This is a genomic window from Devosia enhydra (assembly GCF_900119845.1).
Lineage (GTDB): Bacteria > Pseudomonadota > Alphaproteobacteria > Rhizobiales > Devosiaceae > FPKU01.
This window is the reverse complement of sequence record NZ_FPKU01000001.1, coordinates 1,632,879-1,658,611: the sequence shown is the minus strand read 5'-3', so window position 1 is coordinate 1,658,611 and position 25,733 is coordinate 1,632,879. Positions and strand designations below refer to the sequence as shown.

At 65.7% G+C, this 25,733-nt stretch carries 24 protein-coding genes; 18 read left to right on the top strand and 6 right to left on the bottom strand.

The features are described 5' to 3' along the window. Window positions 1–92 precede the first annotated feature (92 nt). The 3 genes from BT183_RS07960 (at window position 93) to BT183_RS07950 (ending at window position 3,401) form a co-directional block, all read left to right on the top strand. Window positions 93–818 (top strand): vWA domain-containing protein, encoded by a 726-nt coding sequence (locus BT183_RS07960; protein WP_084603328.1) that lies wholly within the window; start codon window positions 93–95, stop codon window positions 816–818. Between the two features lies 1 nt (window position 819). Then, window positions 820–1,533: a J domain-containing protein gene (locus BT183_RS07955; protein WP_072340680.1), complete on the top strand. Its 714-nt coding sequence runs from the start codon at window positions 820–822 to the stop codon at window positions 1,531–1,533. Window positions 1,534–1,646: 113 nt separating this feature from the next. Next, window positions 1,647–3,401, top strand: a complete 1,755-nt coding sequence (locus BT183_RS07950) for an adenylate/guanylate cyclase domain-containing protein (protein WP_072340677.1) — start codon at window positions 1,647–1,649, stop codon at window positions 3,399–3,401. Window positions 3,402–3,406: 5 nt separating this feature from the next. Here BT183_RS07950 and folE read toward each other — a convergent pair whose 3' ends face one another. Beyond that, a complete protein-coding gene (gene folE / locus BT183_RS07945) occupies window positions 3,407–4,036 on the bottom strand; it encodes a GTP cyclohydrolase I FolE (protein WP_072340674.1) in 630 nt (209 codons plus the stop codon). Window positions 4,037–4,193: 157 nt separating this feature from the next. Here folE and BT183_RS07940 point away from each other — a divergent pair, with 157 nt between their 5' ends. The 4 genes from BT183_RS07940 (at window position 4,194) to arfB (ending at window position 7,536) form a co-directional block, all read left to right on the top strand. Beyond that, a complete protein-coding gene (locus tag BT183_RS07940; protein ID WP_072340672.1) occupies window positions 4,194–4,628 on the top strand; it encodes an iron-sulfur cluster assembly scaffold protein in 435 nt (144 codons plus the stop codon). Beyond that, window positions 4,625–4,954 carry a membrane protein insertion efficiency factor YidD gene (gene yidD / locus BT183_RS07935; protein ID WP_084603327.1) on the top strand — a complete coding sequence of 110 codons (330 nt, stop codon included), beginning with the start codon at window positions 4,625–4,627 and terminating at the stop codon, window positions 4,952–4,954. Before BT183_RS07940 ends, yidD begins: the two co-directional genes overlap by 4 nt. A gap of 67 nt (window positions 4,955–5,021) precedes the next feature. Continuing rightward, a complete protein-coding gene (gene thrS / locus BT183_RS07930) occupies window positions 5,022–6,986 on the top strand; it encodes a threonine--tRNA ligase (protein ID WP_072341750.1) in 1,965 nt (654 codons plus the stop codon). Window positions 6,987–7,107: 121 nt separating this feature from the next. Beyond that, window positions 7,108–7,536 (top strand): alternative ribosome rescue aminoacyl-tRNA hydrolase ArfB, encoded by a 429-nt coding sequence (arfB, locus tag BT183_RS07925; RefSeq protein WP_072340669.1) that lies wholly within the window; start codon window positions 7,108–7,110, stop codon window positions 7,534–7,536. A gap of 58 nt (window positions 7,537–7,594) precedes the next feature. Here the strand turns inward: arfB and BT183_RS07920 are convergent, their stop codons facing one another. Then, the gene (locus BT183_RS07920) at window positions 7,595–8,614 is read right to left on the bottom strand and encodes a TerC family protein (protein ID WP_072340667.1); all 1,020 of its coding nucleotides are present in this window, start codon (window positions 8,612–8,614) and stop codon (window positions 7,595–7,597) included. A 268-nt stretch (window positions 8,615–8,882) separates the two neighbouring features. Between BT183_RS07920 and BT183_RS07915 the strand changes: the two genes are divergently transcribed. The 11 genes from BT183_RS07915 to BT183_RS07865 all read left to right on the top strand — a co-directional run bounded on the left by BT183_RS07915 (window position 8,883) and on the right by BT183_RS07865 (window position 22,090). Then, on the top strand, window positions 8,883–9,266 hold the full coding sequence (locus BT183_RS07915) for a YadA-like family protein (RefSeq protein WP_072340664.1): 384 nt from the start codon (window positions 8,883–8,885) through the stop codon (window positions 9,264–9,266). Window positions 9,267–9,593: 327 nt separating this feature from the next. Continuing rightward, window positions 9,594–10,796, top strand: coding sequence for an aminotransferase class V-fold PLP-dependent enzyme (locus BT183_RS07910; protein ID WP_177282429.1), 1,203 nt, complete (start codon window positions 9,594–9,596; stop codon window positions 10,794–10,796). Then, window positions 10,793–11,779, top strand: a complete 987-nt coding sequence (locus BT183_RS07905) for an ABC transporter permease (protein ID WP_072340661.1) — start codon at window positions 10,793–10,795, stop codon at window positions 11,777–11,779. Before BT183_RS07910 ends, BT183_RS07905 begins: the two co-directional genes overlap by 4 nt. Beyond that, window positions 11,779–12,666 carry an ABC transporter permease gene (locus tag BT183_RS07900; protein WP_072340659.1) on the top strand — a complete coding sequence of 296 codons (888 nt, stop codon included), beginning with the start codon at window positions 11,779–11,781 and terminating at the stop codon, window positions 12,664–12,666. Before BT183_RS07905 ends, BT183_RS07900 begins: the two co-directional genes overlap by 1 nt. Window positions 12,667–12,718: 52 nt before the next feature. Then, complete coding sequence (locus tag BT183_RS07895; RefSeq protein WP_072340657.1) at window positions 12,719–14,311, top strand: ABC transporter substrate-binding protein; 1,593 nt, start codon at window positions 12,719–12,721, stop codon at window positions 14,309–14,311. A gap of 60 nt (window positions 14,312–14,371) precedes the next feature. Next, the gene (locus BT183_RS07890; RefSeq protein WP_072340654.1) at window positions 14,372–16,435 is read left to right on the top strand and encodes a hydantoinase/oxoprolinase family protein; all 2,064 of its coding nucleotides are present in this window, start codon (window positions 14,372–14,374) and stop codon (window positions 16,433–16,435) included. Window positions 16,436–16,437: 2 nt separating this feature from the next. Then, a complete protein-coding gene (locus BT183_RS07885; protein WP_072340652.1) occupies window positions 16,438–18,456 on the top strand; it encodes a hydantoinase B/oxoprolinase family protein in 2,019 nt (672 codons plus the stop codon). Between the two features lie 14 nt (window positions 18,457–18,470). Continuing rightward, on the top strand, window positions 18,471–19,586 hold the full coding sequence (locus tag BT183_RS07880) for a 2-aminoethylphosphonate--pyruvate transaminase (protein ID WP_072340649.1): 1,116 nt from the start codon (window positions 18,471–18,473) through the stop codon (window positions 19,584–19,586). Then, window positions 19,583–20,644, top strand: a complete 1,062-nt coding sequence (locus tag BT183_RS07875; RefSeq protein WP_084603323.1) for a C-terminal binding protein — start codon at window positions 19,583–19,585, stop codon at window positions 20,642–20,644. The genes BT183_RS07880 and BT183_RS07875 overlap by 4 nt, the downstream gene beginning before the upstream one ends. Then, complete coding sequence (locus tag BT183_RS07870; protein WP_177282428.1) at window positions 20,634–21,314, top strand: GntR family transcriptional regulator; 681 nt, start codon at window positions 20,634–20,636, stop codon at window positions 21,312–21,314. Before BT183_RS07875 ends, BT183_RS07870 begins: the two co-directional genes overlap by 11 nt. 11 nt (window positions 21,315–21,325) lie before the next feature. Then, entirely contained in the window at window positions 21,326–22,090 is a 765-nt protein-coding gene (locus BT183_RS07865; protein WP_072340643.1) for an SDR family oxidoreductase, read from the top strand. Here BT183_RS07865 and BT183_RS07860 read toward each other — a convergent pair whose 3' ends face one another. From BT183_RS07860 to BT183_RS07845, 4 genes are read right to left on the bottom strand one after another with little or no spacing between them, the layout of a single operon-like run. Beyond that, entirely contained in the window at window positions 22,091–22,483 is a 393-nt protein-coding gene (locus BT183_RS07860; RefSeq protein WP_072340641.1) for a hypothetical protein, read from the bottom strand. Next, window positions 22,480–24,066, bottom strand: a complete 1,587-nt coding sequence (locus tag BT183_RS07855) for a GMC family oxidoreductase (RefSeq protein ID WP_072340639.1) — start codon at window positions 24,064–24,066, stop codon at window positions 22,480–22,482. The genes BT183_RS07860 and BT183_RS07855 overlap by 4 nt, the downstream gene beginning before the upstream one ends. After that, window positions 24,066–24,995 (bottom strand): dihydrodipicolinate synthase family protein, encoded by a 930-nt coding sequence (locus BT183_RS07850; RefSeq protein ID WP_072340637.1) that lies wholly within the window; start codon window positions 24,993–24,995, stop codon window positions 24,066–24,068. Before BT183_RS07850 ends, BT183_RS07855 begins: the two co-directional genes overlap by 1 nt. Continuing rightward, entirely contained in the window at window positions 24,995–25,726 is a 732-nt protein-coding gene (locus BT183_RS07845; RefSeq protein WP_072340634.1) for an RraA family protein, read from the bottom strand. The genes BT183_RS07850 and BT183_RS07845 overlap by 1 nt, the downstream gene beginning before the upstream one ends. Between the last annotated feature and the right edge of the window lie 7 nt (window positions 25,727–25,733).

The window sequence follows — 25,733 nt, the reverse complement described above, 5'->3', positions numbered from 1 at the left end:
GTCGTGCGTTTGATCGTGCTTGCGCTTGCGAGGGCGCGCCGCGACCCACATATTCGGGCAATGCATCGCATGCCCAGGGAGATCCAGCCCGCGTGAAACCGCCCAGCACCAAACCGGGTACCGCCCCGATCCGTTCGCAGACCGAGGCTCCCGTCAGCAACGATGTGGCGGCTTTTCTCTCGCAGGTGGATGCGATGGGCAAGACGCGCGCGCCCGGAGCGCAGCGCGGTCGCCTGATGTTCGCGCTCGATGCCACGATGAGCCGTCAGCCGACCTGGGACCTCGCGTGTTCTCTGCAGTCCGAGATGTTCGAGGCGCTGCCCGCCGATGGCTCGCTCGATGTGCAGCTGGTCTATTTCCGTGGTTTCGGAGAATGCCGCGCCTCGAAATGGGTGGGAAACGCCGCGGGCCTCGCGCGACTGATGACCGGCATCACAGTTGCCGGCGGCAATACCCAGATTGGCCGCGTCTTTTCACATGCACGGGCCGAGCAGGGCCGCAGCAAGGTCAATGCGCTGGTCTATGTCGGGGACGCCATGGAGGAGGGTGTCGACGATCTGGCGCAGAAGGCCGGCGAACTGGGGCTTCTGGGTTGCCCGATCTTCGTTTTTCAGGAGGGGCATGACCCGATCGCCGAGCGGGCCTTCCGCGAATTCGCTCGCGTCAGCAAGGGGGCGTATGCGCGCTTCGATGCATCCGCGCCGCGCGAGCTGGCGGCGCTGCTGCGTGCGGTGGCCGCCTATGCCTCGGGCGGGCGCCACGCGCTCAGGCTTCAGGGCACGCGCACCGCGACCCTCCTGCTCGAGCAGTTGAAGTAGCATGACCTATGTTCTGGCTGGCGGCATCGCGCTGATTGGGATCGTGCTGTTGTGGAACGCCTTCCAGCGGGCCGACATGCGCAAGCTGGTGCGTGCGCTGCGCTGGATCGTGGGTGGGCTGGCGGCGCTTGCAGCTGTGGTCCTCGTGCTGCGCGGGCAGGTCGGCATCGGCAGCATCGTGGGGGCTGGGGCCTGGTCGATCCTCAAATTCGGCCGCATCGGTCCGCTGGTGTTCGGGGGTGGTCCCGACCTGTCGGAAGACAATCGCTCCGAGGTCAGGAGCCGCTTCTTCGAGATGCGGCTCGATCATTCGAGCGGCGAGGTGGAGGGCAGGGTGGTTGCCGGCGCCTTTGCGGGCCGCGACCTCATCGACCTCGACGAATTCGAGACGCGCGCGCTCATCGACGAGATCGAAGGCGATGCCGACAGCGTCGCGCTGCTCGAAAGCTGGCTCGACCGCAATCGCGCCGGATGGCGGGAGTATTTCGCCGGCGAGGGCAATGATGGTACGGCGCAGGGCGATGCCGGGCTTGATCCCGACGCGGAGGACTGGGCGGTGCTGGGGCTTGCACCCGGGGCAAGCGCCGAGGACATCCGCACCGCCCATCGAAAGCTGATGATGGCGGTGCATCCCGATCACGGCGGATCCGACTATCTCGCTGCCCGCATCAACCAGGCCAAGGACCGTCTGCTGAAAAAGGCTGGTCGGGGCTGACGGGACTTGCTCAACGCGCTTTGCGCGAGAATTGTCGGGCGGGCGCGCTATCCGACATTTCGCAACAATTCGTGAAATGCTAAGCACGCGATGGCTTCAACCCATCGCGACCCATGCCGCAGTCAGAACGCCGTCTCGCACCCATCGTTTCGCTCGACGTGGTCGGCTATTCCCGGCTCGTGCGGCACGATGAACGCCAGACGCTGCGCCTCGTGCAGCGCGTTTATGACCGGCTGATTCTGCGCACCATCGGAGACCGCGGCGGTCGGGTGTTCAAGACCATGGGCGACGGGCTCCTCGCGGAGTTTTCGAGCGTCGTGGATGCGGTGGAATGGACCGCTGACCTGCAGCGCCAGCTTCATGAGCGCAAGCTCAGCACGCCTGGCGGCGAGATCTTCCAAATCCGCGCCGGCATCGTGCTTGCCGATGTGCTGGTGGCAGGCGAGGACCTCTATGGGGCAGGGGTCAACCTTGCCGTGCGGGTGCAGAACCACTCGCCGCCCGGCGGCATGTGCATCACCAAATGGATGTTCCAGTATCTCGATGGCACCACCGATCTCAAATTCATCGATCTGGGACCCACCGAGCTCAAGAACATCTCGCGGACCGTGCGGCTCTTTGCCTGGCATCCCGATGAGCAGCTGCCGCTGCGGCCGCCGCCCGTGGCGCTGCCCTCCGAGCGGCCATCGGTGGTCGTCCTGCCCTTCGACAATCTCTCGGGCGAGCCCGAGCAGGGCTATTTCGCCGATGCGGTGGTCGAGGAGATCACCGCGACGTTGTCGCGCATCCGCGATTTTTTCGTCATCGCGCGCAATTCCGCCTTTGCCTACAAGGGCCGCGCCATAGATGTCCGGCAGGTCGGGCGCGAGCTCGGCGTGCGCTACGTCGTTGAGGGCAGCGTCCGGCGCGTTGGCGAGCGGGTGCGCATTACCGCGCAGCTCGTCGAGACCGACACGGGCAACCATATCTGGTCCAACAAGATCGACGGGGCGGTCAGCGATCTCTTCGACCTGCAGGATCGGATGGCGGCGGAGGTGGCAAGCGCACTCCATCCCTCCATCCGCTGGGCCGAGGTCGAGCGCGCGCGCTCCAAGCGCCCGGAGGTGCTCGCTGCCTATGATCTGGTGATGCGGGCCTTGCCCCATCTCTGGGCGCATCGGGCCGCCGACAATGCGCGCGCCATCGATTACCTCGGGCAGGCGCTCGCGCTCGAGCCCGGCTACGGGCTTGCCGCCGCTCTCTCGGCCTGGGCCCATGGCCAGCAGGTTGCCTATAACTGGAGCCCCGACATCGCCCGCGACCGGTCAGCCGGCGAGCGGATGATCGAGCAGGCGGCGATGATGGTGACCGACCAGCCGACAGGGCTCACGGCGCTGGCCTCGGCGATGATGCAATTGGGTGGAGACGTCGCGCAGGCTGCCGCCTTTGCCGACAAGGCGCTCGAGATCGACCCCAACCATGCCTGGGCCTGGATGCGGCGCGGGTTCGGGCGGGTCTATCTCGGCGATCCGGAGGCGGGGCTGGCCGCATTCGAAACCGCCAAGCGGCACTCCCCGCTCGATCCGTTTGCGTTCAACTGCCATCTCGGCATGGGGCTGGCGCATTTTTCAGCCGGCCGGCATCAGCAGGCCATCACGCTCGCACGAGGTGCTCTGGCGGAGCGGCCGGGGCTGACCTGGCCTTATCGCGATCTTGCGACCTATTACGCCCATCACGGCGATCTCGCCGCTGCCCGCCATGCGCTGGACAAATTCCTGACCCTCAGGCCGTCCGTGACCATCGTCTCGCTGGGCGATACCCTGCGCTTCATGGAGCCCGCGCTTCTCTCGAAATATCTGCGCGGGCTCAAGCTTGCGGGACTTGCCTGATCGGCTCAGGCGCGCTTGCCGACCAGGGCGTAGAAGCGGTCCTGCTCGTTGCGGTCTTCGGCGAAGACGCCGGTGAAGCGATGGGTCAGCGTCGAAACGCCATGCGTATGCACGCCGCGCATGGTCATGCACATGTGCTCGGCTTCGAGCATCACGGCGGCGCCGCGCGGGTTCAGCGTCTCGTTGATCGCATCGATGATCTGCGCCGTGAGGTTCTCCTGCGTCTGCAGGCGGCGTGCGAACACTTCGACGACACGCGCCAGCTTGGAGAGGCCGACGACCCCGTCATGGGGCAGATAGGCGATATGGGCCTTGCCCACGAACGGCACCATGTGGTGCTCGCAATGTGAATGGAACGGGATATCGCGCACGAGCACGATATCGTCATAGCCACCCACCTCCTTGAAGGTGCGCTCCAGCACCTCGCGGGGGTTCTGACCGTAGCCACCATAGAGTTCCTTATAGGCCTTGGCGACGCGGCGCGGGGTGTCGAGCAGACCTTCGCGTTCCGGATCATCGCCGGCCCATGCGATCAGGGTGCGTACGGCGGCTTCCGCCTCGGCCTGGCTCGGGCGCACGATCTGGCGGGGTTGTTCCAGGGTTTTCACAGTCTGCAGCTTGGCGCTGGCGTCCATTCGCGCATTTCCTCTGGCGTCGGAGACTGCGCTTGCTACGAAGCCTCACCGAATTCGGACCAGTCGGCCGCGCTCCACGGAGGACGCTGACACTCTGCCGAACCGCACATATATATTGCTGGCCCGCCGGCCCACAAGAACGACATTGGTAGCGCAAATGGAACTGAGCGATCTCTATTCCGACAAAATCCTCGAAATCGCAGCCAACCAGCCGGTGCCGGGCCGGCTCGCAGCCCCCGATGCCAGCGCGCGAAAAAGCAGCCGCATCTGCGGATCGATCGTGGAGGTGGACCTAGCGCTCAAGGACGGAACCATCAGCGGCTATGGCCACGAGATTTCCGCCTGCGCGCTCGGGCAGACCTCGGCAGCCATTGTCGCCAGCCATGTGGTAGGCACGCCGGTCGCCGAATTCCGGCGCGTGCGCGAGGAAATGACCGCGATGCTGAAGGCGGGCGGTCCGCCGCCGTCGGGCGAGCGCTGGGGCGAACTGCGCTATCTCGAGCCGGTGCGCGACTTTCCCAACCGCCATGCCTCGACACTGCTGGTGTTCGATGCGGTGTGCGAAGCCCTAGACAAGGCTGCCGCGCAGTGACCGATCCGGGCCGGGCGGCGGGCCTCGGCGCGCGGATCGCCGCACTTGTCGATCTGCCGTTCAAGGTGCTCGCCGTGGCCCTGATCACGCTCTATCGCTACACGCTTTCGGCCTTTGTGGGGCGCACCTGCCGGCACGCGCCCTCCTGCTCGGAATTCACCGCCGACGCCATCTGGCGCTTCGGTTTTTGGCCCGGCGGGTGGATGGGCGCCGCCCGTCTATCCCGCTGCCGGCCGGGCGGAACCCATGGCTTCGACCCGGTTCCGCAGACGATCCCGGCGCGCGCCCGCTGGTATCTGCCGTGGCGCTATGGGCGGTGGAAATAGGCGCGATCCATGCTAAGAGGCGCCGTCGCCGCATAAGGAGCGGCGCTCACCCATTCTGGAGATGAAAATGATCAAGGTGACGTTCCCCGATGGTGCAGTCCGCGAATATCCGCGTGGCACCACCGGCACCACCGTGGTCGAAGCCATCTCCACGAGCCTCGCCAAGAAGACGGTGGCGATGAAGTGGAATGGCGTGCTGTCGGACCTCTCCGATCCGCTCGAGTCAGATGGTCGCATTGAATTCGTCGCGCGCGAGAGCGCCGACGGGCTGGGGCTCATCCGCCACGATGCCGCGCATGTGCTGGCTGAAGCGGTGCAGGAGCTGTTCCCCGGCACGCAGGTCACCATCGGCCCGGTGATCGAGAACGGCTTTTATTACGACTTCAAGCGCGACGAGCCGTTCCGCGAGGAGGAGTTCCCCGCCATCGAAAAGAAGATGGCCGAGATCATCGCGCGCGGCGCCGCCTTCACCAAGGAGGTGTGGAGCCGCGAGGAGGCGCGGCGCGTCTTTGCCGCCAAGGGCGAGGACTTCAAGGTGGAGCTCGTCGATGCCATCCCCGAAGGGCAGGATCTCAAGATCTACCGGCAGGGCCAGTGGTTCGATCTTTGCCGCGGCCCGCATATGCGCAGCGTCAAGGATGTCGGCACGGCCTTCAAGCTCACCAAGGTGGCGGGCGCCTATTGGCGCGGCGACAGCCGCAATCCCGTGCTCAGCCGGCTCTACGGCACCGCCTTCGCGACCCAGAAGGAGCTCGATGCCTACCTCCTGATGATGGAGGAGGCCGAAAAGCGCGACCATCGCAAGATCGGCCAGGAGATGGATCTCTACCATTTCCAGCCCGAGGCGCAGGGCAGCGTCTTCTGGCACCCCAAGGGCTATGTGCTCTACAACCAGATGGAAGCCTATATCCGGCGCCGCCTGACCCGCTCTGGCTATGTCGAGGTCAAGACGCCCCAGCTGATGAGTTCGAAATTCTGGGAGATGTCTGGCCACTGGGGCAAGTATCGCGAGAACATGTTCGTGGTGCCCGACGAGGTGCCCAGCACCGAGGATGCCGGCCCGGTCTTTTCGGGCGAGGGCGAGCTCATGGCCCTCAAGCCGATGAACTGCCCGGCGCATGTGCAGATCTTCAACCAGGGCATCAAGAGCTATCGCGATCTGCCGATCCGCATGGCGGAATTCGGCTGCTGCCACCGCAACGAGGCCCATGGCGCGCTGCATGGGCTGATGCGCGTGCGCCAGATGACGCAGGATGATGCGCACATCTTCTGCCGCGAGGACCAGATCCAGTCCGAGACCGAGCATTTCGTCAATCTGCTCTATTCGGTCTATGAGCACATGGGCTTTGCCGATGTGGTCATCAAGCTCGCCACGCGCCCCGAAAAGTTCGGCGGCACCATCGAGCGCTGGGACATGGCCGAAAAGGCGCTCGGCGATGCGCTGCTCGCCACCGGGCACAAGTTCGAGATCGCGGCGGGCGAGGGGGCGTTCTACGCGCCCAAGCTCGAATTCCACCTCAAGGACGCGATCGGCCGCAGCTGGCAGGTGGGCACGCTGCAACTCGATTTCGTGCTGCCCGAGCGGCTCGGCGCGACCTATGTGGCCGAGGATGGCTCGCGCCACTTCGCCGTGATGCTGCATCGCGCCATCCTGGGCTCGCTCGAGCGCTTCATCGGCATGATGATCGAGAACTATGCCGGCAAGATGCCGCTCTGGCTCGCCCCGACCCAGGTGGTGGTGGCAACCATCGTGTCCGAGGCCGACGATGCGGCGCGCAGCCTCGTTTCGCGGCTCAAGGCGCATGGCATCCGTGCGGAACTCGATATCCGCAACGAGAAGATCAACTACAAGGTGCGCGAGCATTCGGTGCAAAAGGTGCCGCTGATGTTCGTGCTGGGACGTCGTGAGGCCGAGGAGGGCACCGTCTCCGTCCGCCGCCTCGGCCGCGAAGGCCAGCAGGTGATGACGCTCGACGCGGCAATCGCCGAGCTTTTCGCCGAAGCCACCCCGCCCGACCTCAAGGCGGCCTGATATCTGAACAGCCTAAGTTTTGGCGGGTGGGCGTCACGCTCACCCGCTATGCCTTGAACTCTGCGCATTGCGTCGCGGCCTGCCCTCGGGTCATATCGCCAAAACAGGCGAGACCCCATCCATGGCCGACCTCATCTCCATCACCGGCCGCATTGCGATCGATCCCTCCGAGATCGAGGAGAATTTCGTGCGGGCCTCGGGACCGGGCGGGCAGAATGTCAACAAGGTCGCAACCGCCGTCCAGCTGCGCTTTGACCTCATGGGCTCGCCCTCGCTGCCCGAACCGGTCAAGACCCGCGCGGCGGTGCTGGCCGGCAGCCGGCTGGGCAAGGATGGGGTGATCACCATCCAGGCGGTGCGCTTCCGCACCCAGAAGGACAATCGCGAAGATGCGCTGCAACGGCTCGTCGCGCTGCTCAAGGAGGCGGCCATTCCGCCCACCCCGCGCCGCCCGACGCGACCAACGCTCGCCTCCAAGCGGCGACGGCTGGAGCGCAAGAGCCTGCGCTCCGGCGTCAAGAGCCTGAGGGGCAGGGTGGACACGGACTGAAAAAGCAAAGGGCGGCCCGGAGGCCGCCCTTTTTGTTTCGAGACGGGCTGCGAGCCGCTTACGGCTCGAGCTGGCCCTGGCGCGGATCTTCGGCGGCCGAAACATTGCGCTCGTTGCGGGTCTTCCACAGTGAGTAGAAGACGCCGCCGGCGAGGATGGAGATGGTGGTCACGAGCGAGAGCGTCGTATCGATCTTGATGCCGAAGGGAACCAGCGCAACCTTGATGCCGATCAGCACCAGCACGATAGCCAGCGAAACCTGCAGGTACTTGAACCGGTTCATCGCCGCCGCCAGCGCGAAATAGAGCGCACGCAGGCCAAGGATGGCGAAGATGTTGGAGGTGTAGACGATGAACGTGTCCTGCGTCACCGCGAACACGGCCGGCACGCTGTCGACGGCGAAGATCAGGTCGACGGTTTCCACCATGATCAGCGCCACCCCGAGCGGGGTCAGGGCGCGCACGATCTTGCCCGTCTTGGGGTCGGGCATGCGGGTGGTGAAGTTGTGGCCTTCCAGAGTGTTGCTGATCGGGAAGTGCCGGCGCAGATATTTGAGGATCGGGTTGGCTTCGATGTCCGGCGTGTCATCGTGCTTGGTGAACATCTTGATGCCGGTGAAAATCAGGAAGGCACCGAAGATCACGAGGATCCAGCTGAACTGGTAGACCAGCGCCGCGCCGAGCCCGATGAGGATCGCGCGGAAAACGATCACGCCCAGAATACCCCAGAAGAGCACGCGGTGCTGGTATTTGCGGGGAATGGCCAAAAAGCCGAAGATGGTTGCGATGACAAACATGTTGTCCATCGCGAGGCTCTGTTCGATCAGGTAGCCGGTATAGAATTCGAGGCCGGCCTGCGCGCCGCGCGAAAACCACACCCAGACGCCGAAGATCACCGCCACGGTGACGTAGAATGAGTACAGTAGCAGGCTGTGCTTGGCAGAAATTTCCTTGTCGCCGCGATTGAGCACGCCAAGGTCGAAGGCGAGAAGCGCGACCACGATGGCGATGAACGCCACCCAGAAATAAATGGGAGTACCGAGAAAATCGCCCATCAGGGCGGCAATTAGCGAATCCATCGCCGGACCATCTCCATGTCAGTCGGAGCAGTTCCGACATCACGGAGCATGAGCTTCCGTCAGAGGGGCCCGGCACTGCGCCCGCCAGATCGCACAGGCGCGAGCCGATTGCAAGACACCAGCGATCACCAAGCGCTGACTGAAACGGTGACGCGCCAACACGACTGTGGCTGCAGCGTGTCAACTTTTGGGCTATGATGTGTCATAGTTAAATGAGGAGATGCGGGTCTGCCGCTCAGAAAGCCCCTTGTATCAAAGGGGCAATTCCATGATTCTACGTACAGTTTCCGCTCTCGCGCTTGTCTTCGCCACCGCTGGCGCCCTTATCCTCCCGGCTCAGGCCGAGCCGGTGGACTATGTCAGGGTGTGCGATGGCGACGAGGGTACCGCCTACATCCCCGGCACCGACGAGTGCACCGAACTCGGCGGCAGTGCCGATGGTGCGGCCATCGCGCTGGCCCTGCCGGGTGCCGTGATCGATGCGGGCAAGACGTTTGGCGTGGGCGTCAATGTCGGCACCTTCGGCGGCTCCACCGCGATCGGTCTCAGCGGCGCCTTCCAGGCCAGCGATGGTCTGACGTTCAACGGTGCCGTCGGCCTGGCGTCGGGTGGTGCCGTTGGTGGCCGTGCGGGCGCCAACTTCTCCTGGTAATTCGCTTTCCGACCCTCGGTCGGGCACAAAATCTGGGGCCGGTTCATCTTCGGGTGGGCCGGCCTTTTGGTGCGTTGTGGTCAGGGCCGGCATTTTTCGCATTCCCTTTTAGATCCGGATGGGGGACCATGCTCTGCGAGCCAGAGACCGCTCATTGGTCCGCTGTTAGCTGCCTCTACGGTCCCGCTTCGGCATTCCCCTGAAAACATTGGTGTTTTTGCGCTGGTTATTAATTGCGCATAGTTTGCCCATGCCTACTTGATCGGCATGGGCGAATTGTCTAACAATCCACGGGCTTCATATCGGGAGCGGCCGGGGGACGACAGCGTGCAGCATCGCGCAGAGCCAATCGCAAAGCAGGCCGCTCCGGATTTTCCTGCGGTCTCGCCACAGGCCGACTGGCTCCTCGATCCTGAGCTCGCCTATCTCAACCAGGGCGCCTTTTCCGCCATTCCCCGCTCCATCCGCGCGGCGCAGACAGTCTGGCGCGACCGCATCGATCTCAATCCGGCGCGGTTCTATATGGAGGAGCTGTTCTCCGAGCTTGCCGACGCGGCGCTGCCGTTAGCGCGATTCGTCGGCGTGGCGCCGGAGCGTCTGGCCTTCGTCGAAAATGCCACGGCCGGCATGGCCACGGTGCTGGCCGATTTCGACTTCCGACCGGGCGACCGGGTCGTGATGACGAGCCACGTCTATGGCGCGGTGCGCAACACGCTCCAGCATCTGTCGGAACGCTATGGCGTAGTCGTCGACGAAGTGATGCTGCCGCCCAATCCTGAGGACGAGGATGCGGTGCTGGCCCCGATCACGGCGGCCCTTGCCACGGCGCCCCGGCTGCTGGTGGTCGATCATATCACCTCGGCCAGCGCGCTGATCTTCCCGATCGCCGCGATCGTTGCTGTGGCGCGCACGGCCGGCGTTCCGGTGCTGGTCGATGGCTCGCATGCGCCAGGCATGATCGCGCTCGATGTCGATGCCATCAACGCGCACTGGTATGTGGGCAACTGCCACAAATGGCTGTGTGCGCCCAAGGGCGCGGCCTTTCTCGCGCGCAGCGCCGATGCTCCGGCGCCCCATCCGCTTGTCATCTCACACGCCTATGGGCAGGGCTTTCCCGCCGAATTCCGCAAGATCGGTACGCGCGACCCCTCTTCCATGCTGACGGTGCCGTCGGCGCTCGCCCTGCATGAAGAGCTGGGCGGGGCAGGGCTTCGAGCCCGCAACAGGGCGCTTGCCGATGCGGCAGCGGGGCTGATCGCCGACGCCGTTGGCGGCGAGATCCTCGGGCCCGCCAGCATGCGGGGCGCCATGGCCAGCATCCGCCTGCCGGGACTTCCGGCCAGCTTCGATCTGGCGACAGCGCTGCGCGTGCGGCTGCGCCAGCAGCATGGCATCGAAAGCCTCGCCGTGGCTTTTGGCGGCGCGATGTGGATGAGGGTTTCGGCCCACGCTTATAATCACTGGGGCCAGTATGAGGCCCTCGCGGCGGCGCTGCCCGGCGTCATTGCCGAACTTGGAGTGCCGGCATGATCGCCTTTCTCTTCCGGCGCATCGTGCAGGCGCTGCTTGTGCTGCTGACCGTCGCAGCCATCGCCTTCATGATGAACACCTTTCTCGGGGATCCGCTGGCCACGATCCTGGGGCCCGATTCCACCGCGGCCCAGCGCGATCAGGTGCGCATCCAGCTCGGGCTCGATCGGCCGCTGGTCGTGCAGTTCGCCGATTTCGTCTGGCGCAGCGCCCAGGGCGATTTCGGCATGAGCTACCGGCTCGGCCGACCGGTCGCGGCCGTGCTCGCCGAGCGCGCCCCTGCCTCGATCGAACTCACCATCGTGGGCGTGGCCCTTGCCGTTCTGATCGGCATTCCGGCCGGGCTCGTCACCGCCATCTGGCCGGCTTCGGCTGCGAGCCGGGTCATCCTGGCGGTCTCGCTTTTCGGCATTTCAGTGCCGTCCTTTTTCGTCGCGGTCATCCTGATCTGGGTCTTTTCGGTCAATCTGGGCTGGTTCCCGTCCTTCGGGCGCGGCCAGCTCGTGACCATCGGCACCTGGCAGACCGGGCTTCTGACCCCCAGCGGCTGGCGCGCCATCATCATGCCGGCCTTTTCGATCGCGATCTTCCAGATCGCCATCATCATCCGCCTCGTGCGCGCCGAAATGCTTGAAGTGCTGCGCACCGATTTCATCCGCTTCACCCAGGCGCGCGGCCTCATGGCGCGCTCCATCTATATCAGCCACGGGCTGCGCAACGCGCTGTTGCAGGTGATCACAATCATCGGGCTGCAGTTCGGCTCGATCCTGGCTTTCGCCGCCATCACCGAGACCGTCTTCCAGTGGCCGGGGCTGGGCTATCTCTTCCTGCAATCGGTGCAGGCGGCCGATGTGAGCATGATGTCGGCCTTCCTGATGCTCGTGGCGCTCATCTTCGTCACCACCAATTTCATCATCGACTGCCTCTATTACATCATGGATCCGCGCATCCGTGCCGATGGCCCGATGGGAGGGCATGCCTGATGCGCGACCTGTTCCGAGCCCTGCGACGCGCTCCGCTCGCCTTCATCAGCCTCATCGTGGTGCTGATCTACGTGTTTGCAGCCATCGCCCCCGGCCTGCTTGCGCCCTACGAGGTCTTCGACCTGACCAAGATCAGCCTGATGGACTCCTTCATCCCGCCGGTCTGGCTCGATGGCGGGGACTGGCGCTTTCCGCTCGGCACCGACGATCAGGGCCGCGACATCATCTCGGCCACCATCTACGGCATCCGTATCTCGCTGATGGTCAGCATCGCGGGAGTGATCCTGGCGCTGCTCATCGGCGTGGTGGCAGGGCTCGTGGCCGGCTTTTTCGGGGGCGCCTTCGATGCCTTCCTGATGCGCATCGCCGATATCCAGCTGACCTTTCCGGCTATCCTCATCGCCGTGCTCATCGACGGGGTGGCGCGGGCCGCGGTGGGGCAGGCAGCGCGCGATCAGCTCTCGGTGATCGTGCTCATCATCGCCATCGGGCTTTCGGGCTGGGTGCAATATGCCCGCTCGGTGCGCGCGGCCACGCTGGTCGAGCGCGAGCGTCAATATGTCAAGGCGGCGCGGCTGATCGGCATCTCCAAGCTCTCGATCATGTTCGGGCACATCCTGCCCAATGTTCTCACCGCGGTGCTGGTGCTGGCCACCATCCACCTTGCCACCGCGATCATTCTCGAAGCCACATTGTCCTTCGTGGGCCTCGGCATTCCGCCGACGACCCCCTCGCTGGGCACGCTGATCTCGATCGGCAACGGCTTCCTGCTCTCGGGGGAATGGTGGATGGCCATCTTCCCCGGGGCCGTGCTCGCCCTTCTGGTGCTGTGTGTGAACCTTTTGGGCGACTTTCTGCGCGATGCCCTCAATCCGCGGCTGCGATGACTTCGACCTTCTTCCTTCTCCTCCCTCCTCCCCGCCGAAACTGGAGACTGCCATGAAGACGTACTGCCAACGCCTCGCTCTCGCCCTTCTCGCCTCGAGCGCGCTTTCTGTCTCTGCGCCCGTATTCGCCCAGTCTTCCGATACATTGCGGCTTGCCGCGCAGGCCGATGCGGGCACCATGGATCCGCACGCCCAGAACACCCAGATCACTCTCTCGATCCAGTCGATGATCTACGAGCCGCTGGTGATGCGCGATGCCGACCAGCAGCTGATCGGCGGTCTCGCCGCCTCGTGGGAAAATGTCGAGCCGACGCTCTGGCGCTTTGCCCTGCGCGAAGGCGTGACCTTCCATGACGGTTCGGCTTTTTCGGCCGAAGACGTCGTCTATTCCATCACCCGCGCCAAGGCGCCGACCTCGCAGTTCGCCGGCTTTGTCGGCAATATCGCCGAAGTCCGCGCCGTTGACGACATGACCGTCGAGATCGTTACCACCAAGCCCGACGCGCTGATGGCCGACAAGCTCACCTATGTGCTGATGATCGATTCCGCCTGGGCAGAGGCCAATTCGGTGGGCCAGCCGCAGGATCTGCGCAACAACCAGGAAACCTTCGCGGTTCTCAACACCAACGGCACGGGGCCCTTCAAGCTCGAAAGCCGCGAGCCCGATACCCGCACGGTTCTCGTGCGCAATGCCGACTATTGGGGCGAGACCGCCGATGATTTCGAGCGCGTCGTCTTTACCCCGATCTCGAGCCCCCCGACCCGTATCGCCGCGCTGATCTCGGATGAAGTCGATCTCGTGCTCGACGTGCCGAGCCAGGACGTGCAGCGCCTCGAATCCACCGAAGGCGTCAAGGTTCTGACCCGCAACGACACGCGCACGGTGTTCTTCGGCTTCGACCTGGGGTCGGAAGACCTCGAATATGCCAGCGTCGAGGGCAATCCCTTCCTTGACGTCAAGGTTCGTCAGGCGGTGGCCTATGCCATCGACGCCGAGGCGATCAGCCAGCGCATCATGCGCGGCCTGTCGCGCCCCACCGGCATGGTGATCTCGCCCGACAATCTGGGCTATGCGGAAGATCTCGATGCCGTCCATCCGGTCGATATCGAGAAGGCCAAGGCGCTGATGGTGGAGGCCGGCTATCCCGACGGGTTCCGCGTCACCCTCGATTGCCCGACCGATTCCTATGTCAACGGCGACCAGATCTGCCGTGCCGTAGCCACCATGCTGGCGCCGATCGGCATCCAGCTCGATCTCAACCTCCTGCCGCGCGCGCAGTTCCTGCCCAAGCTGTGGGAGCGTGACACCTCGTTCTACATCATGGGCTTCAACTCGCCCTATTTCGACGGCACCTATTTCGCCGAAACCGTGCTTATGACGCAGGACCAGGCGACCGGCGAAGGCATCTACAACTATTCGGGCAATGGTGATGCCGAGCTCGATGCGCTGGTGACCGAGGCCAAGGACACGCTCGATCGCGATGGCCGCGCCGAAAAGCTCAAGGCCGTCTACAGCTGGGTTGCCGAAAACCAGCTCTATGTGCCCGTGCACCAGCAGCTCATCGTCTATGCCATGCGCGATCGGGTGGACACCAATGTCCGCGCCGACGGCTGGTTCGACATCCGCTTCGCCACCATCGAGTAAAAGACATGCGGGGGCCGCCATGAGGTGGCCCCCGTCTTTCCAATCCAGGCCGGACCCAACATGCAGACCCCCCGTTATCGCATCGGCATTGACGTCGGTGGCACCTTCACGGATTTCGTACTCGCGGACCTGACGGGGGCACGACTATCCTTCTACAAGGAACCCAGCGTTCCCCCCGACCCCTCCCTCGCCGTCGAGCGCGGGCTGGCGGCGCTCGTGGCCCAGCAGGGCATCGATCCGGCGACCATCGAGCTCATCGTGCACGGCACGACCATCGGGCTCAATGCCATCATCCAGCGCCGCGGCGCGCGGATCGCGCTGGTGGTCTCCAAGGGCAATCGCGACGTGCTCGAAATCGCGCGCCTGCGCATGCCGAGCTCTTATGATTTCACCGAGCCGCGCGAGCAGCCGCTGGTCGAGCGCGACCTCGTGTTCGAAGTTTCGGCCCGCATGCGCGCCGATGGCAGCATCGATACCCCGCTTGACGCAGGCGAGGTCGATGACCTGATCGGCAAGATCGCCGAGGCCAAGGTCGACGCTGTCGCCATCATGCTGCTCAACTCTTACCGCTCCGCCGCGCTCGAGATCGAGCTGGCCGAGCGGCTCCGGGCCGGGCTGCCGGCTCTTCTGGTCTCGGAATCCGCGGTCATCTGGCCGGAGGTGCGCGAATATGAGCGCTGCCTCGTGGGCGCGCTCAACGGCTATATCCAGCCGCTGAAATCGAGCTATTTCGACAAGCTCGCCTCCCGCGTCGCCGGGCTGGGCATCGCGGCGCCGATCTACATCACCGCCAATAATGGCGGCACTCTCAGCCTCGATACGGCGCGGGCGCGGCCGATCAACACCATTCTCTCTGGCCCCGCGGCCGGCGTCGTGGCCTCGCTGGCGGTAGGCAAGGCGGCCGGCACCGGCCAGCTCATCACCTTCGACATGGGTGGCACCAGCGCCGACATTTCGGTGTGCCGGGCCGGGCGGCTTGAATTCACCACCACCACCCATGTCGGCGATTTTCCGCTGATCATGCCGGTGGTCAACGTGTCAGCCATCGGCGCGGGCGGCGGCTCCATCCTCTGGCTCGACAAGCAGGGGCTGCTCAAGGTCGGGCCGGTCTCGGCCGGCGCCGATCCGGGGCCGGTGTGCTATGGGCGCGGCGGCACCGTGCCTACCGTCACCGATTGCTATGTGGCGCTCGGCATCGTCGATCCCACCCGGTTCCTGGGCGGTCGCATGACGCTCGATCGCGACGCGGCACTGGGCGCGCTCGCCAAGATCGCCGAGCCGCTGGGCCTTTCGGGGCCAGATGCGGCGGTGGGTGCGGCGGAAGCCGGCATTCGCGTGGCCTCCGCCAAGATGGCGACCGAGATCACCAAGCTCCTCGCCGAGGCCGGTGTCGATCCGCGCCAGTTCTCGCTTGTCGCCTATGGCGGGGCCGGCCCGACCCACGCCAACTATCTTGCCGAGGATGCAGGGCTGACCTCGGTGCTGGTGCCGATGGCGCCGGGCACGTTCTGCGCGCTTGGCGCCGTTCTCGCCGATATCCGCCGCGACTATGTGCGCACCGCGCGTCTCATGGTCTCGCGCGACGGGGGCGAGGGCTGGGCCGAGGTGCAGCGGCACCTTGCCGAACTCGCCGAGGAGGCCCGCGCCTGGATCGCCAATGAGGGCGATCTGGTGGGCGAACACGGCTTCGTGGTTTCCTTCAACATCCGCTATCCCGGCCAGGCCTACGAGATCGAGATCGTGCTCGACGAGGAGACCCGCCGCACGCTCGACCCGCAAAAGCTTCTCGACCTCTTCCATGCCGAGCATGAGCGGCTCTATGGCTTTGCCGAGCCCGACAGCGCCGTGCAGACCTCCACCATCCGCCTCGCCGTGATTGGCAAGGTCGCGGCCGTGGCGCTGCCCGATGCGCCGCTGCGCAAGGCCCAGTCCACCGGCATCCGCAAGGTGCGCCACAAGGGCCAGTGGCTCGACGCCCAGGTCTATGAGCGCGCCACGATCGGGCCGGACGAGGTGGTGGCGGGCCCCGCCGTCATCGACCAGCCCGACACCACCATCCTCGTTTTGCCCAACTGGACCGCCCGCGCCGACCGTCTCGGCACGCTGCGTCTTACTCGGAACTGACCATGAAGCTCGATCCGGTCCTCGTCGAAATCCTGATGCACAAGCTCACGGCCATCACCGAGGAGATGGCCATCACGCTGCAACGCTCCGCACGCACCACCTATGTCAAGGAAGCGGGCGACTTCGGTACGGCGCTCGCTACCCCCGAAGGGCGCTTTTTCGCCTATCCGGCGGTGATGGGCGTTTCGGGCTTTCTCGACAGCAATGTCGGCCCGACCATGGCCCATTTCACCGATCTGGTGCCCGGCGACGTAGTGATCACCAACCATCCCTATCTCAGCGATGGTCTGGCCACCCACATGCCGGACCTGCACCTGATCCGGCCGATCTTTTATGGCGAAAAGATCGTCGCCTATGCCTGGGATTTCATCCACTCGGCCGATATCGGGGGCGGGGTGCCCTCGTCGATCTCGCCCAAATTCACCGATCTCTTCCAGGAGGGGCTGCAGATCCCGCCCACCAAGATCGTCAAGGCGGGCGTGCTCAATACCGAGTTCCTCAATCTCTACCGCTCCAACTGTCGCACACCCGACGTCAATCTGGGCGATATCCGCGCCATGATCGCGGCGCTGGCGGTGGGGGACCGGCGCATCCAGGAATTGATGGAGACGCATGGGGCTCAGACCTTCATCGACGTGCAGCACGATCTCGTCAACTATGCCGGCACCAAGGCGCTGGCCGTGCAAAAGAAGATCCCGAACGGGGTCTATGAGTTCTGGGATCTGCTCGACGATGATTTCAACTCGCCCGTCCCGGTGCGCGTCCGCGTCCGGCTCGAGGCCACCGATGGGCATATCCATCTCGATTTCACCGGGTCCGACCCGCAGGTCGAGGCGGCCTACAACATCCCCACCGGCGGCAAGCGGCATCCCTGGCTGACGCTCAAGCTGATGCATTTCATCTACAGCCACGACAAGACCGTGCCGCTCAATTACGGCATGTTCGAGCATGTGACCGTCACCGCGCCGCTCGGCACGGTGGTCAATCCCGAGCCGCCGGCGGCGGTCGGGGTGCGCAGCGCCACCGCCATCCGCCTCAACGAGGCGCTGGTGGGTGCCATGGCCATGGCCAAGCCGGGCCTGATGCCGGCCCCCAGCGGCGGCATCATGATCCCCTCCGTGCTGGTCGAACAGGACCCCGCCAGCGGGCAGCGCCGGGTTATGGTGCTGCAGTCGCTCGTGGGCGGCACGGGCGCGCGTGAAGGCGCCGATGGCGTCGATGGCCGCGATTCGAGCCTTGCCAACCAGCGCAACACCCCCATCGAAAAGACCGAGGAAGAAGCGGCGGCGCTCATCGCCGACTATGCCCTGCGCGTCGATAGCGGCGGGGCTGGGCGCTGGCGCGGCGGCACCGGCGTCGTCTTCACGGTGCGCATCGCGCGCGATGGCAGCGCCGTGCTCGGGCGCGGCATGGAGCGTTTCGTCTTCCGTCCCTGGGGCATGGCTGGCGGCATGCCGGGCGAGCGCGCCCGCGTGGTGGTCAATCTTGGCCGCCCCGACGAGCGCGAACTGGGCAAGCTCGACATGTTCCTCGCGCGCGCCGGCGATATCGTCACCATCATGACCCCCGGCGGCGGCGGTTACGGCGATCCGCTCGATCGGCCGCCGGCAGAGGTGCTCGCCGATGTGCGCTACGGCTATGTCAGCCGCGAGGGGGCACGCCGCGATTATGGCGTGGTGCTCACCGGCATGGCAGTGGACGAAGCTGCCACCAGCGCACTCCGGGATGAGATGCGGGCGGGACGGCCGCCGATCGCGGCCTTCAATTTCGGCCCCGAGCGCGAGGCGTGGGAGGCCGTTTTCGATGATGCGACCATGTCGCGCCTCAACGCCGCGCTGATGCGCATACCCACCGCCACGCGCTACGAGCGGCGCAAGCGGCTGTTCATGGATGTCATTCCCGGCCTCAAGCGCGGCGCCGCCGACCTTGCCGCCGTGGTTGGCGATATTTCCGAGGCGCGGCAGCGGCTTGCCGGCGCCATCGGGCGGCTCGAGGTTGAAATCGGCCCGAGCGCGGTCTAAAGGGAGGAACTGGAATGGAAATCGAACGGCGCCACGAGCATTATCTGCTCACTCCGGGTCCATTGACCGTGCCGATGGCGACCAAGCAGCAGATGCTGGTCGACCGCAGCCCCAATAGCCCCGAATTCGCGCAGCTGACGCGCGATATCTGCAACTATGTGCTGGAAATCGCCAACGGCACCGAGACCCATGTCTGCGTGCCGCTGCAGGGCAGCGCCACCTATGGCAACGAGGCTGCAGTGCAGACCCTCGTGCCGCGTGATGGCAAGCTGCTGGTCATCCAGAATGGCTATTATGGCGTGCGGCTGGTCGAGATGGCGCGCGGCCTGCGCCTCAATCACGTCGTGCTCGAACTGCCGCTCCTGCCGCTACCCAGCCGCGAGGATATCGAGGGCGTGCTCGCCGAGCATCCCGACATCACCCACATCATGCTCTGCCATGCCGAGACCGGCACGGGCGTGCTCAACCCCATCGAGATGGTTGCCGAGGTCGCGCGCGAGCACGGCAAGCGGCTGATCGTGGATGCCGTGGCCTCCTTTGGCGGCTTTGCCATCGATGTGGCCGGCCTCGATCTCGAAGCCGTGGTGATCTCTCCCAACAAGTGCCTTGAAAGCGTGCCGGGCGTCGCGCTCGTTATCGTCAACAAGAAGAGCCTCGAAGCCTCGGCCGGCCGGTCCGGCTCGGTAACCCTCGATCTCCACGCCCAGTGCAAGATGATGAGCGAGACCGGCGCCTGGCGCTGGACCCCGCCCACCCATGTCATCGGGGCGCTGGGCGAAGCCGTGCGCAGGCATCGCGCCGAAGGCGGCATCCCGGCTCGTGGCGCGCGGTATCGCAGCAACTGGCGCATTCTCGTCGATGGGCTCCGGCAGCGCGGCTTCACCACGCTTCTGCCCGACGATGTCGCGGTGCCGATCATCGTCACGGTGCATGACCCCAAACACCCCAACTACCAGTTCAGTCGCTTCTACGAGGCGCTGCAAAAGCAGGGCATCACGATTTTCCCGGGCCGGCTGACCTCGGCCGGCACCTTCCGCATCGGGGTGATGGGCGATCTCCAGGCCTCGGACATGTATGTGATCCTCTCCGCCATCGACACCGCGCTGGCCGAAATCGGGGTGACAGTGTGAAGATCGTCGCCATCATCGATCCGCAGTTCGGAACCACGCCCGATATCGAGTCGGCAGTTGCCGGCGGGCAGGCCGAATTCCGCATCCTGCGGCCGGGCCATGGCCCGGTCTCCCCGCTCGAATTGCGTGGGGTGGATGCCATCCTCAACTGCCGCAGCCGCCACAAGCTGCCGGGAAGCCTGATCGATGCGCTGGACGACCGCGTCCAGATCATCGCCCAGGCCGGGGTCGGCTACAACCATATCGACATCGCCGCCTGCGCCCGCCGCAATATCCCGGTCTGCAACACGCCCGATTATGGCACCACGGAAGTGGCCGACCATGCCATCGGCCTGATGCTCGCGCTGGTGCGCGGCATCCCGACGTACAATGGCCGTCTGGCCTCGGACGCGGCTGCCTGGGCCACTGCCGGGCTGCCGCTGCCGCCGATCCGCCGGCTCGGCGGGCAGGTCTTCGGCGTCATCGGCCTCGGCCGCATCGGGCTTGCCACGGCTTTACGCGCCAAGGCCTTCGGACTCGATGTTCGCTTTTTCGACCCCTATCTGCCGCCGGGGGCGGAACTGGCGCTGGGATTCAAGCGCTATGCTGAACTCGGCGATCTGCTCGCGGTCACCGATATCCTCACCCTCCATTGTCCGTTGACCGAGGAGACCGACCGGCTGATCCGGGCCGAGACGCTGGCACAGATGAAGCCCAATGGCATCCTCATCAACACCTCGCGCGGCGGGGTGGTGGATCTCGATGCGGTGGCTGATGCGCTGACCAGCGGCCATCTCTGCGCAGCCGGGCTCGATGTGCTGCCCGTCGAGCCGCCCGATCGCAACCATCCGCTGCTCGCGGCGTGGATGGCGGGTGACCGCGCGCTCGAAGGCCGGCTTGTCATCACTCCGCATGCGGCCTTTTATACCCCGCAGAGCCTCGATGACATGCGGCGGCTTTCGATGACGGCGGTGTGGCAGTATCTCACCGAGGGCCGGTTGCGCTCCTGCGTCAATCTCGATCTGCTCGCCGCCAATGCCGCTGCAACCGGTGCGGACCGCCGCCTCCATGCTGGATAAGAAGCCGGCCGACGACGTCTCGATATCCGATCGCATCGGGGACCGGCTCGCCGAGATGATCGCGACCGGCCAGCTCAAGAGCGGCGACCGGCTGACCGAGGCGACGCTTTCGGACATGTTCGCCTGCTCGCGGGTGCCGGCGCGTGAAGCCCTCAAGGTGCTGCACGCGCAAGGCATTCTCGTGGGCGGGCGGCATCGCGGCTTTCGCGTCGGCGAGTTCGGGCCGGTCAAGACACGCGCCGTGCTCGATGTGCGCCTCGCGCTCGAGGCCCTGCTCGTGCGGGAAGCTATTGTGCATTGGCGCAACGGCACCTCCGACATGGCGCTGCTCGACAGGGCGCTCGATGATCTCGGGCAGGCCGTTGCCCATGGCGATCTGGGCGAAGTGCTGCGCTGCGATCTCGCCTTCCACCGCACCATCGCCGAGGCGGCCCGCAACGATCTGGCCTTGACGCTCTGGAACACCATGGCGCGCTACGTCATCATTCTCTTCAACCTCGCGCGCTATGGCGACGTCGATCTCGGTACGGTGCTGGTGCGCCACAAGGCCTTGCGCGATGCGCTGTTAGCGGAAGTGTCGGCCCCGACCGCCACGCGTGACGCCTTCACGCTCCTTTCCGACCATTACCTCGCCTCGCGCCAGCCCGGCGCGCCCGTGCCGCTCAACTGAAAGCTCCTGCGATGGATGATCGTTTCGACGGCCGGGTCGCCGTCATCACCGGAGGCGCCTCTGGCATCGGGGCTGCGGCTGCGCGCCTCTTTGCGGAAAAGGGCGCGTGTCTGGCGCTGGTCGATCGCGACGCCGCCGCGCTCGAAGGCCTTGCCGCCGATCTCTCGGGCCTCACCTCCGTCTCGATTCACCCCGGCGATGTCGGCGATGCGCCAACCGTCACCCGCCATATGGCGGACATTCTCGACCGGCATGGCCGCGTCGACGTGCTTTTTGCCTGCGCCGGCTATTCCACCGGCACCGCCGTGCCCGATACGACGCTGGAGATGTGGGAGGGCGTCATCCGCGCCAATCTCACCGGCAGCTTCCTCTGGTCGCAGGCTGTGCTAGCGCCGATGCGCGAGGCAGGCTCCGGCTCCATCGTGCTGGTGGGCTCGCAACTGGCGTTTTCGGGCGGCAAGGCCAATGCCGCCTATCTTGCCTCCAAGGGCGCCATCGTGGCGCTGATGCAGACCATGGCGCTCGATCACGCCGCCGAGGGCATCCGCGTCAACGCCGTGATTCCTGGTGCCATCGATACCCCGCTGCTGCGCCGGGCCTTCGCGCGCGCCCCCGATCCTGAGGCGGCCAAGGCGCGCTCGGTCGGGCGGCACCCGCTGGGACGCCTCGGCACGCCCGAGGAGGTGGCGCGGGCCGCGCTGTTTCTCGCCAGCGATGCCGCGAGCTTCACCACCGGCACGTGTCTTCGCGTCGATGGCGGCTGGCTGGTGGGCTGATCAGGATATCCGCCGCATCCTTCCGCGTCCCTCCCGCACTACGTTTGCGACGAGGGCGGGATCGAACAGCGGATCGGGATCGTCCGGCCCGGCTTCGGCCGCCCGCGCGGTGGCCGCCACGGTTTCGGGGGCGGTGTAATAGGCGGTAAAGAGCGCCTTTTGCAGCGCCGCCCGCCCGGCATCATCGCCGGCCAATTCCGCCTCGAGCCTGGCAAGGCGGTCAGCCGGTTCGCATGGCGCGAGCGCCGCCTCCAGCCGCGCGCAGAGTGCGATGAGATCCTCGCCGAGGTTCGTCGTCCAGTCGCCTCTCCCCAGTGCCACCGTGCCACTTGGCCAGTTGTCGCTGCCGGGCAGGGCGGTTTCGACGAGGATCGGAAAGCTTGGCTCGGTCATTTCGTCCGTCCCAGAATGCCATCGGCGACGCGCAGCGCGAAGGCCTGTGCCGTGGCCGTGGGGTTGAGGGAACTGGCGGTGACGAACACGCTGGCATCGGCGACATAAAGATTGCCGATATCGTGGCTGCGGCCATCCGGCCCCACCACCGAGCGCGTCGGATCGGTGCCCATGCGCGTCGTGCCCATCAGGTGAAAGCCTGCCTGCGCCTTGAGCGGATCGCATTGGGTGCGCACCGCGCCGGCCTGGCGCAGCACCTCCTCGGCGCGGGCCAGCGCGAAATCCAGGCAGGCGCGCGAGTCGGCGCTGAGCCGGTAGATCATCTTGGGCGCCGGGTTGCCGTCATGGTCCGAGAGCGTCTCAGACAGCGCGATGCGATTGTGCGCCTCCGCCTCGTCCTCGATGCAGACGGTGAAGCTCATTGCATGGTCAAAGAGCGCGTCGAGTTCGGCATGGTGAGCAGCCCCGAAGGGCAGGCGGTGGCCCTCGATGGCCCCAAGCGCGATGGCGAGCGGGCTCGGCCCGCCGCCCAGCTGCATCTTGAAGCCGCGCTTGAACGGCCAGCGCCCCTGCGAGGCGAAAAATTCATGGGTCGTGATGCCGATGGTCTTGCCCGGCAGCCAGGTGCCGAGCCGGTCCGCGAAGATCCCGTCCATGCGGGCATGCGGGTGCAGCATCAGATTGCGCCCGACCAGCCCCGAGCTGTTGGCGAGGCCTTCCGGGTGCAGCTCATCGCGTGAATTGAGCAGCAGCCATGGCGTCGCGAGCCCATTGCCGCAGATCACGAAGCGGTTGGCCTCGACCCGCACATCGCCCTCATCCGACCGGCAGAGCAGGGCGGTGACCCGATCCTGCCCGTCGGTTTCGAGCCGATAGGCGCGGAGCCCGGTTTCGAGCCGCGCACCGGCCTTGATCGCCGCGGCAAGATGATTGACATCCGAACTCGCCCGCCGCCGCGAGGGGCAGCCGATATCGCAGGGCCCGGCATGGGTGCAGGGCGGCAGATCGGCTTCTCGGCCAGCGGTATAATCCACCACCCACCAGTGCCAGCCGAGATCGTCGAAGGCCTTCGCCACGCGCCGCCCATGCGGGCCAATGCTGGGTAGGGGCTTGGATGGCACCTGCCGCACCGGTCCCGAAGGATCGCCGGGCAGATAGGCAACACCCGTCATCGCCTCGTTGATCTCGTAATAGGGCGCCAGATCGTCGTAGGAGATCGGCCAGTCCTCGCCCACGCCATCGAGGCTTTTCGTGCGAAAATCCTCGGGTCGGAAGCGCGGCACATGGGTCGACCAGTGATGCGAGGTGCCGCCCACCGTCGAGGCGATCATCGGCTTGATCGGGCTCTCCGCGTCATCGATCGGCTGGTCGTCGCGATGCCGGCGGATATTGGGGTTGGGGTTGAGCGGGCCTTCGCGCCTCAGCTCCCAGTCCGGCTCGCCGCGCCCGATGGCGTCGGGATCGAGCCGATGCCCGCGCTCGACGCAGAGCACGTCGGCGCCGGCCATGGCGAGCCGCCAGGTGGCGGCCGCGCCGGTGGGACCGGAGCCGAGAACGACAATGTCGGCTCCGATCGTTCGCATCAGAGGGCGGCCCGCTTGTCCTTGCGGGCGAGCCGGCCGAGCAGGAACTCGATTTCCGCCTTGCCCTTGGCCGAAAGCGAGGCGCCCGGCTTGCGCTGCGCATCGCTCTTGAGGATACCCCGTCGCATCATCACATATTTGCGTGCGGCAAGCCCGATGCCCGGCTGCTGCTCGTAGCGGATGAGCGGCAGATGCGCGTCGAAGAGGTCATGGGCCGCCTCGACATTGCCCTCCTGGGAGAGCCGCACGGTGTCGACCAGCATGTCGGGGAAGGCATAGCCCGTCATCGCGCCATCGGCGCCGCGGCCCATCTCGAAATCGAGGAAGAGCCCGCCATTGCCGCAGAGGATCGAGATATGGCGCATCTTGCCCTCGCTCTCGAAGCGGCGCAGCGTCGAGATCTTTTCCAGCCCCGGCCAGTCCTCATGCTTGAGCATCACGCAGCTGGGCAGGTTCTCGACGATGCGGCGGATGACTTCGGGCGTCATCACCACGCTCAGCACCAGCGGATAATCCTGGATCACCACCGGCACATCGCTGCCGATGGCCTCGATCGCCTGGTTGTAATAGCCGACGATCTGGTCATCGGTGCGCAGGCTGGGGGGCGGGGCCACCATCACGCCGGCGGCTCCCATGTCCATACTGGCCTTCGAGAGCGCGCGCATCGCGGCAAAGCCGGGGGCCGAAACGCCCACGATGATCGGCATGTCCTTGGCGCGCTCGGTGAAGCGGCGGACGATGGCGATCGATTCCTCGGCCTCGAGCTTGGGCGCCTCGCCCATCATGCCCAGAATGGTGATGCCGGTGCAGCCGGCCTCGCCATAGAAGTCGATCATGCGATCCATCGAGGCGTAGTCGATCTCGCCGGTCTCGGTGAAGGGCGTGGCCGCAATCACATAGACGCCCTTGGCGGTGGAAAGATCGGTCATCAGTTCTGGTCTCCTCGGGCGGCGCGCCAGGCTTCGTATTCGGCCATGGTTTCGGCATTTGGGGGGTAGGTGCCGGCAAGCGGCGCGCCATTGCGCACCTTGCCGACGACGAATTCCTCGAGCAGCTCGCGCTCGGCGGCGGCTTCGGCGATTTCCTCTGCCACATGGCGGGGGATGCAGACAACGCCATTGGCATCGCTCATCAGCACATCGCCGGGGCAGACCAGCACGCCATCGATGCCCACGGGCACGTTGAGGTCATGCACGAAGCGGTGCGACGTCACCGGCGTCGCGGCGCCACCCATGCAGAAGAGCGGCAGCTCGATGTTCGAGATCGCGGCGGTGTCCGACACCCCGCCATCGAGCACCACGCCCGAAACGCCCTTGACCAGCAGGTGCGTGGTCATGATGTCGCCCATGAAGGCGGTGCGGGTCTCGCCATCCATGGCCACCGCCAGCACGGCGCCCGCCGGAATTTCATCCACCGAGCGGGCCTGCAGGTTGGGCCGGGAGCCCGAGGCCTGGGCTTCCACCAGATCCTCGCGCACGGGCACGGTGCGCACCGTATAGGCCGGGCCGATGAAGCGCACGGCGCGTGGGTTGAGCGGCTTGGGGTGGAACATCAGCGTGTTCTTGAAGCCCTTGCGCCACAGCAGCGATACCACGGTGGGCACCGCGACGCGGCCGAGCTTGGCGCGTATGGCGTCTGAAATCGGGGGCACGGCGTCCATCAAGAAG

Coding starts and splice junctions, on each gene's coding strand:
- BT183_RS07955 (WP_072340680.1), top strand. CDS start 820: ATGACCTATGTTCTGGCTGGCGGCATCGCGCTGATTGGGATCGTGCTG.
- BT183_RS07950 (WP_072340677.1), top strand. CDS start 1,647: ATGCCGCAGTCAGAACGCCGTCTCGCACCCATCGTTTCGCTCGACGTG.
- folE (WP_072340674.1), bottom strand. CDS start 4,036: ATGGACGCCAGCGCCAAGCTGCAGACTGTGAAAACCCTGGAACAACCC.
- BT183_RS07940 (WP_072340672.1), top strand. CDS start 4,194: ATGGAACTGAGCGATCTCTATTCCGACAAAATCCTCGAAATCGCAGCC.
- thrS (WP_072341750.1), top strand. CDS start 5,022: ATGATCAAGGTGACGTTCCCCGATGGTGCAGTCCGCGAATATCCGCGT.
- arfB (WP_072340669.1), top strand. CDS start 7,108: ATGGCCGACCTCATCTCCATCACCGGCCGCATTGCGATCGATCCCTCC.
- BT183_RS07920 (WP_072340667.1), bottom strand. CDS start 8,614: ATGGATTCGCTAATTGCCGCCCTGATGGGCGATTTTCTCGGTACTCCC.
- BT183_RS07915 (WP_072340664.1), top strand. CDS start 8,883: ATGATTCTACGTACAGTTTCCGCTCTCGCGCTTGTCTTCGCCACCGCT.
- BT183_RS07905 (WP_072340661.1), top strand. CDS start 10,793: ATGATCGCCTTTCTCTTCCGGCGCATCGTGCAGGCGCTGCTTGTGCTG.
- BT183_RS07900 (WP_072340659.1), top strand. CDS start 11,779: ATGCGCGACCTGTTCCGAGCCCTGCGACGCGCTCCGCTCGCCTTCATC.
- BT183_RS07895 (WP_072340657.1), top strand. CDS start 12,719: ATGAAGACGTACTGCCAACGCCTCGCTCTCGCCCTTCTCGCCTCGAGC.
- BT183_RS07890 (WP_072340654.1), top strand. CDS start 14,372: ATGCAGACCCCCCGTTATCGCATCGGCATTGACGTCGGTGGCACCTTC.
- BT183_RS07885 (WP_072340652.1), top strand. CDS start 16,438: ATGAAGCTCGATCCGGTCCTCGTCGAAATCCTGATGCACAAGCTCACG.
- BT183_RS07880 (WP_072340649.1), top strand. CDS start 18,471: ATGGAAATCGAACGGCGCCACGAGCATTATCTGCTCACTCCGGGTCCA.
- BT183_RS07870 (WP_177282428.1), top strand. CDS start 20,634: ATGCTGGATAAGAAGCCGGCCGACGACGTCTCGATATCCGATCGCATC.
- BT183_RS07865 (WP_072340643.1), top strand. CDS start 21,326: ATGGATGATCGTTTCGACGGCCGGGTCGCCGTCATCACCGGAGGCGCC.
- BT183_RS07860 (WP_072340641.1), bottom strand. CDS start 22,483: ATGACCGAGCCAAGCTTTCCGATCCTCGTCGAAACCGCCCTGCCCGGC.
- BT183_RS07855 (WP_072340639.1), bottom strand. CDS start 24,066: ATGCGAACGATCGGAGCCGACATTGTCGTTCTCGGCTCCGGTCCCACC.
- BT183_RS07850 (WP_072340637.1), bottom strand. CDS start 24,995: ATGACCGATCTTTCCACCGCCAAGGGCGTCTATGTGATTGCGGCCACG.
- BT183_RS07845 (WP_072340634.1), bottom strand. CDS start 25,726: ATGGACGCCGTGCCCCCGATTTCAGACGCCATACGCGCCAAGCTCGGC.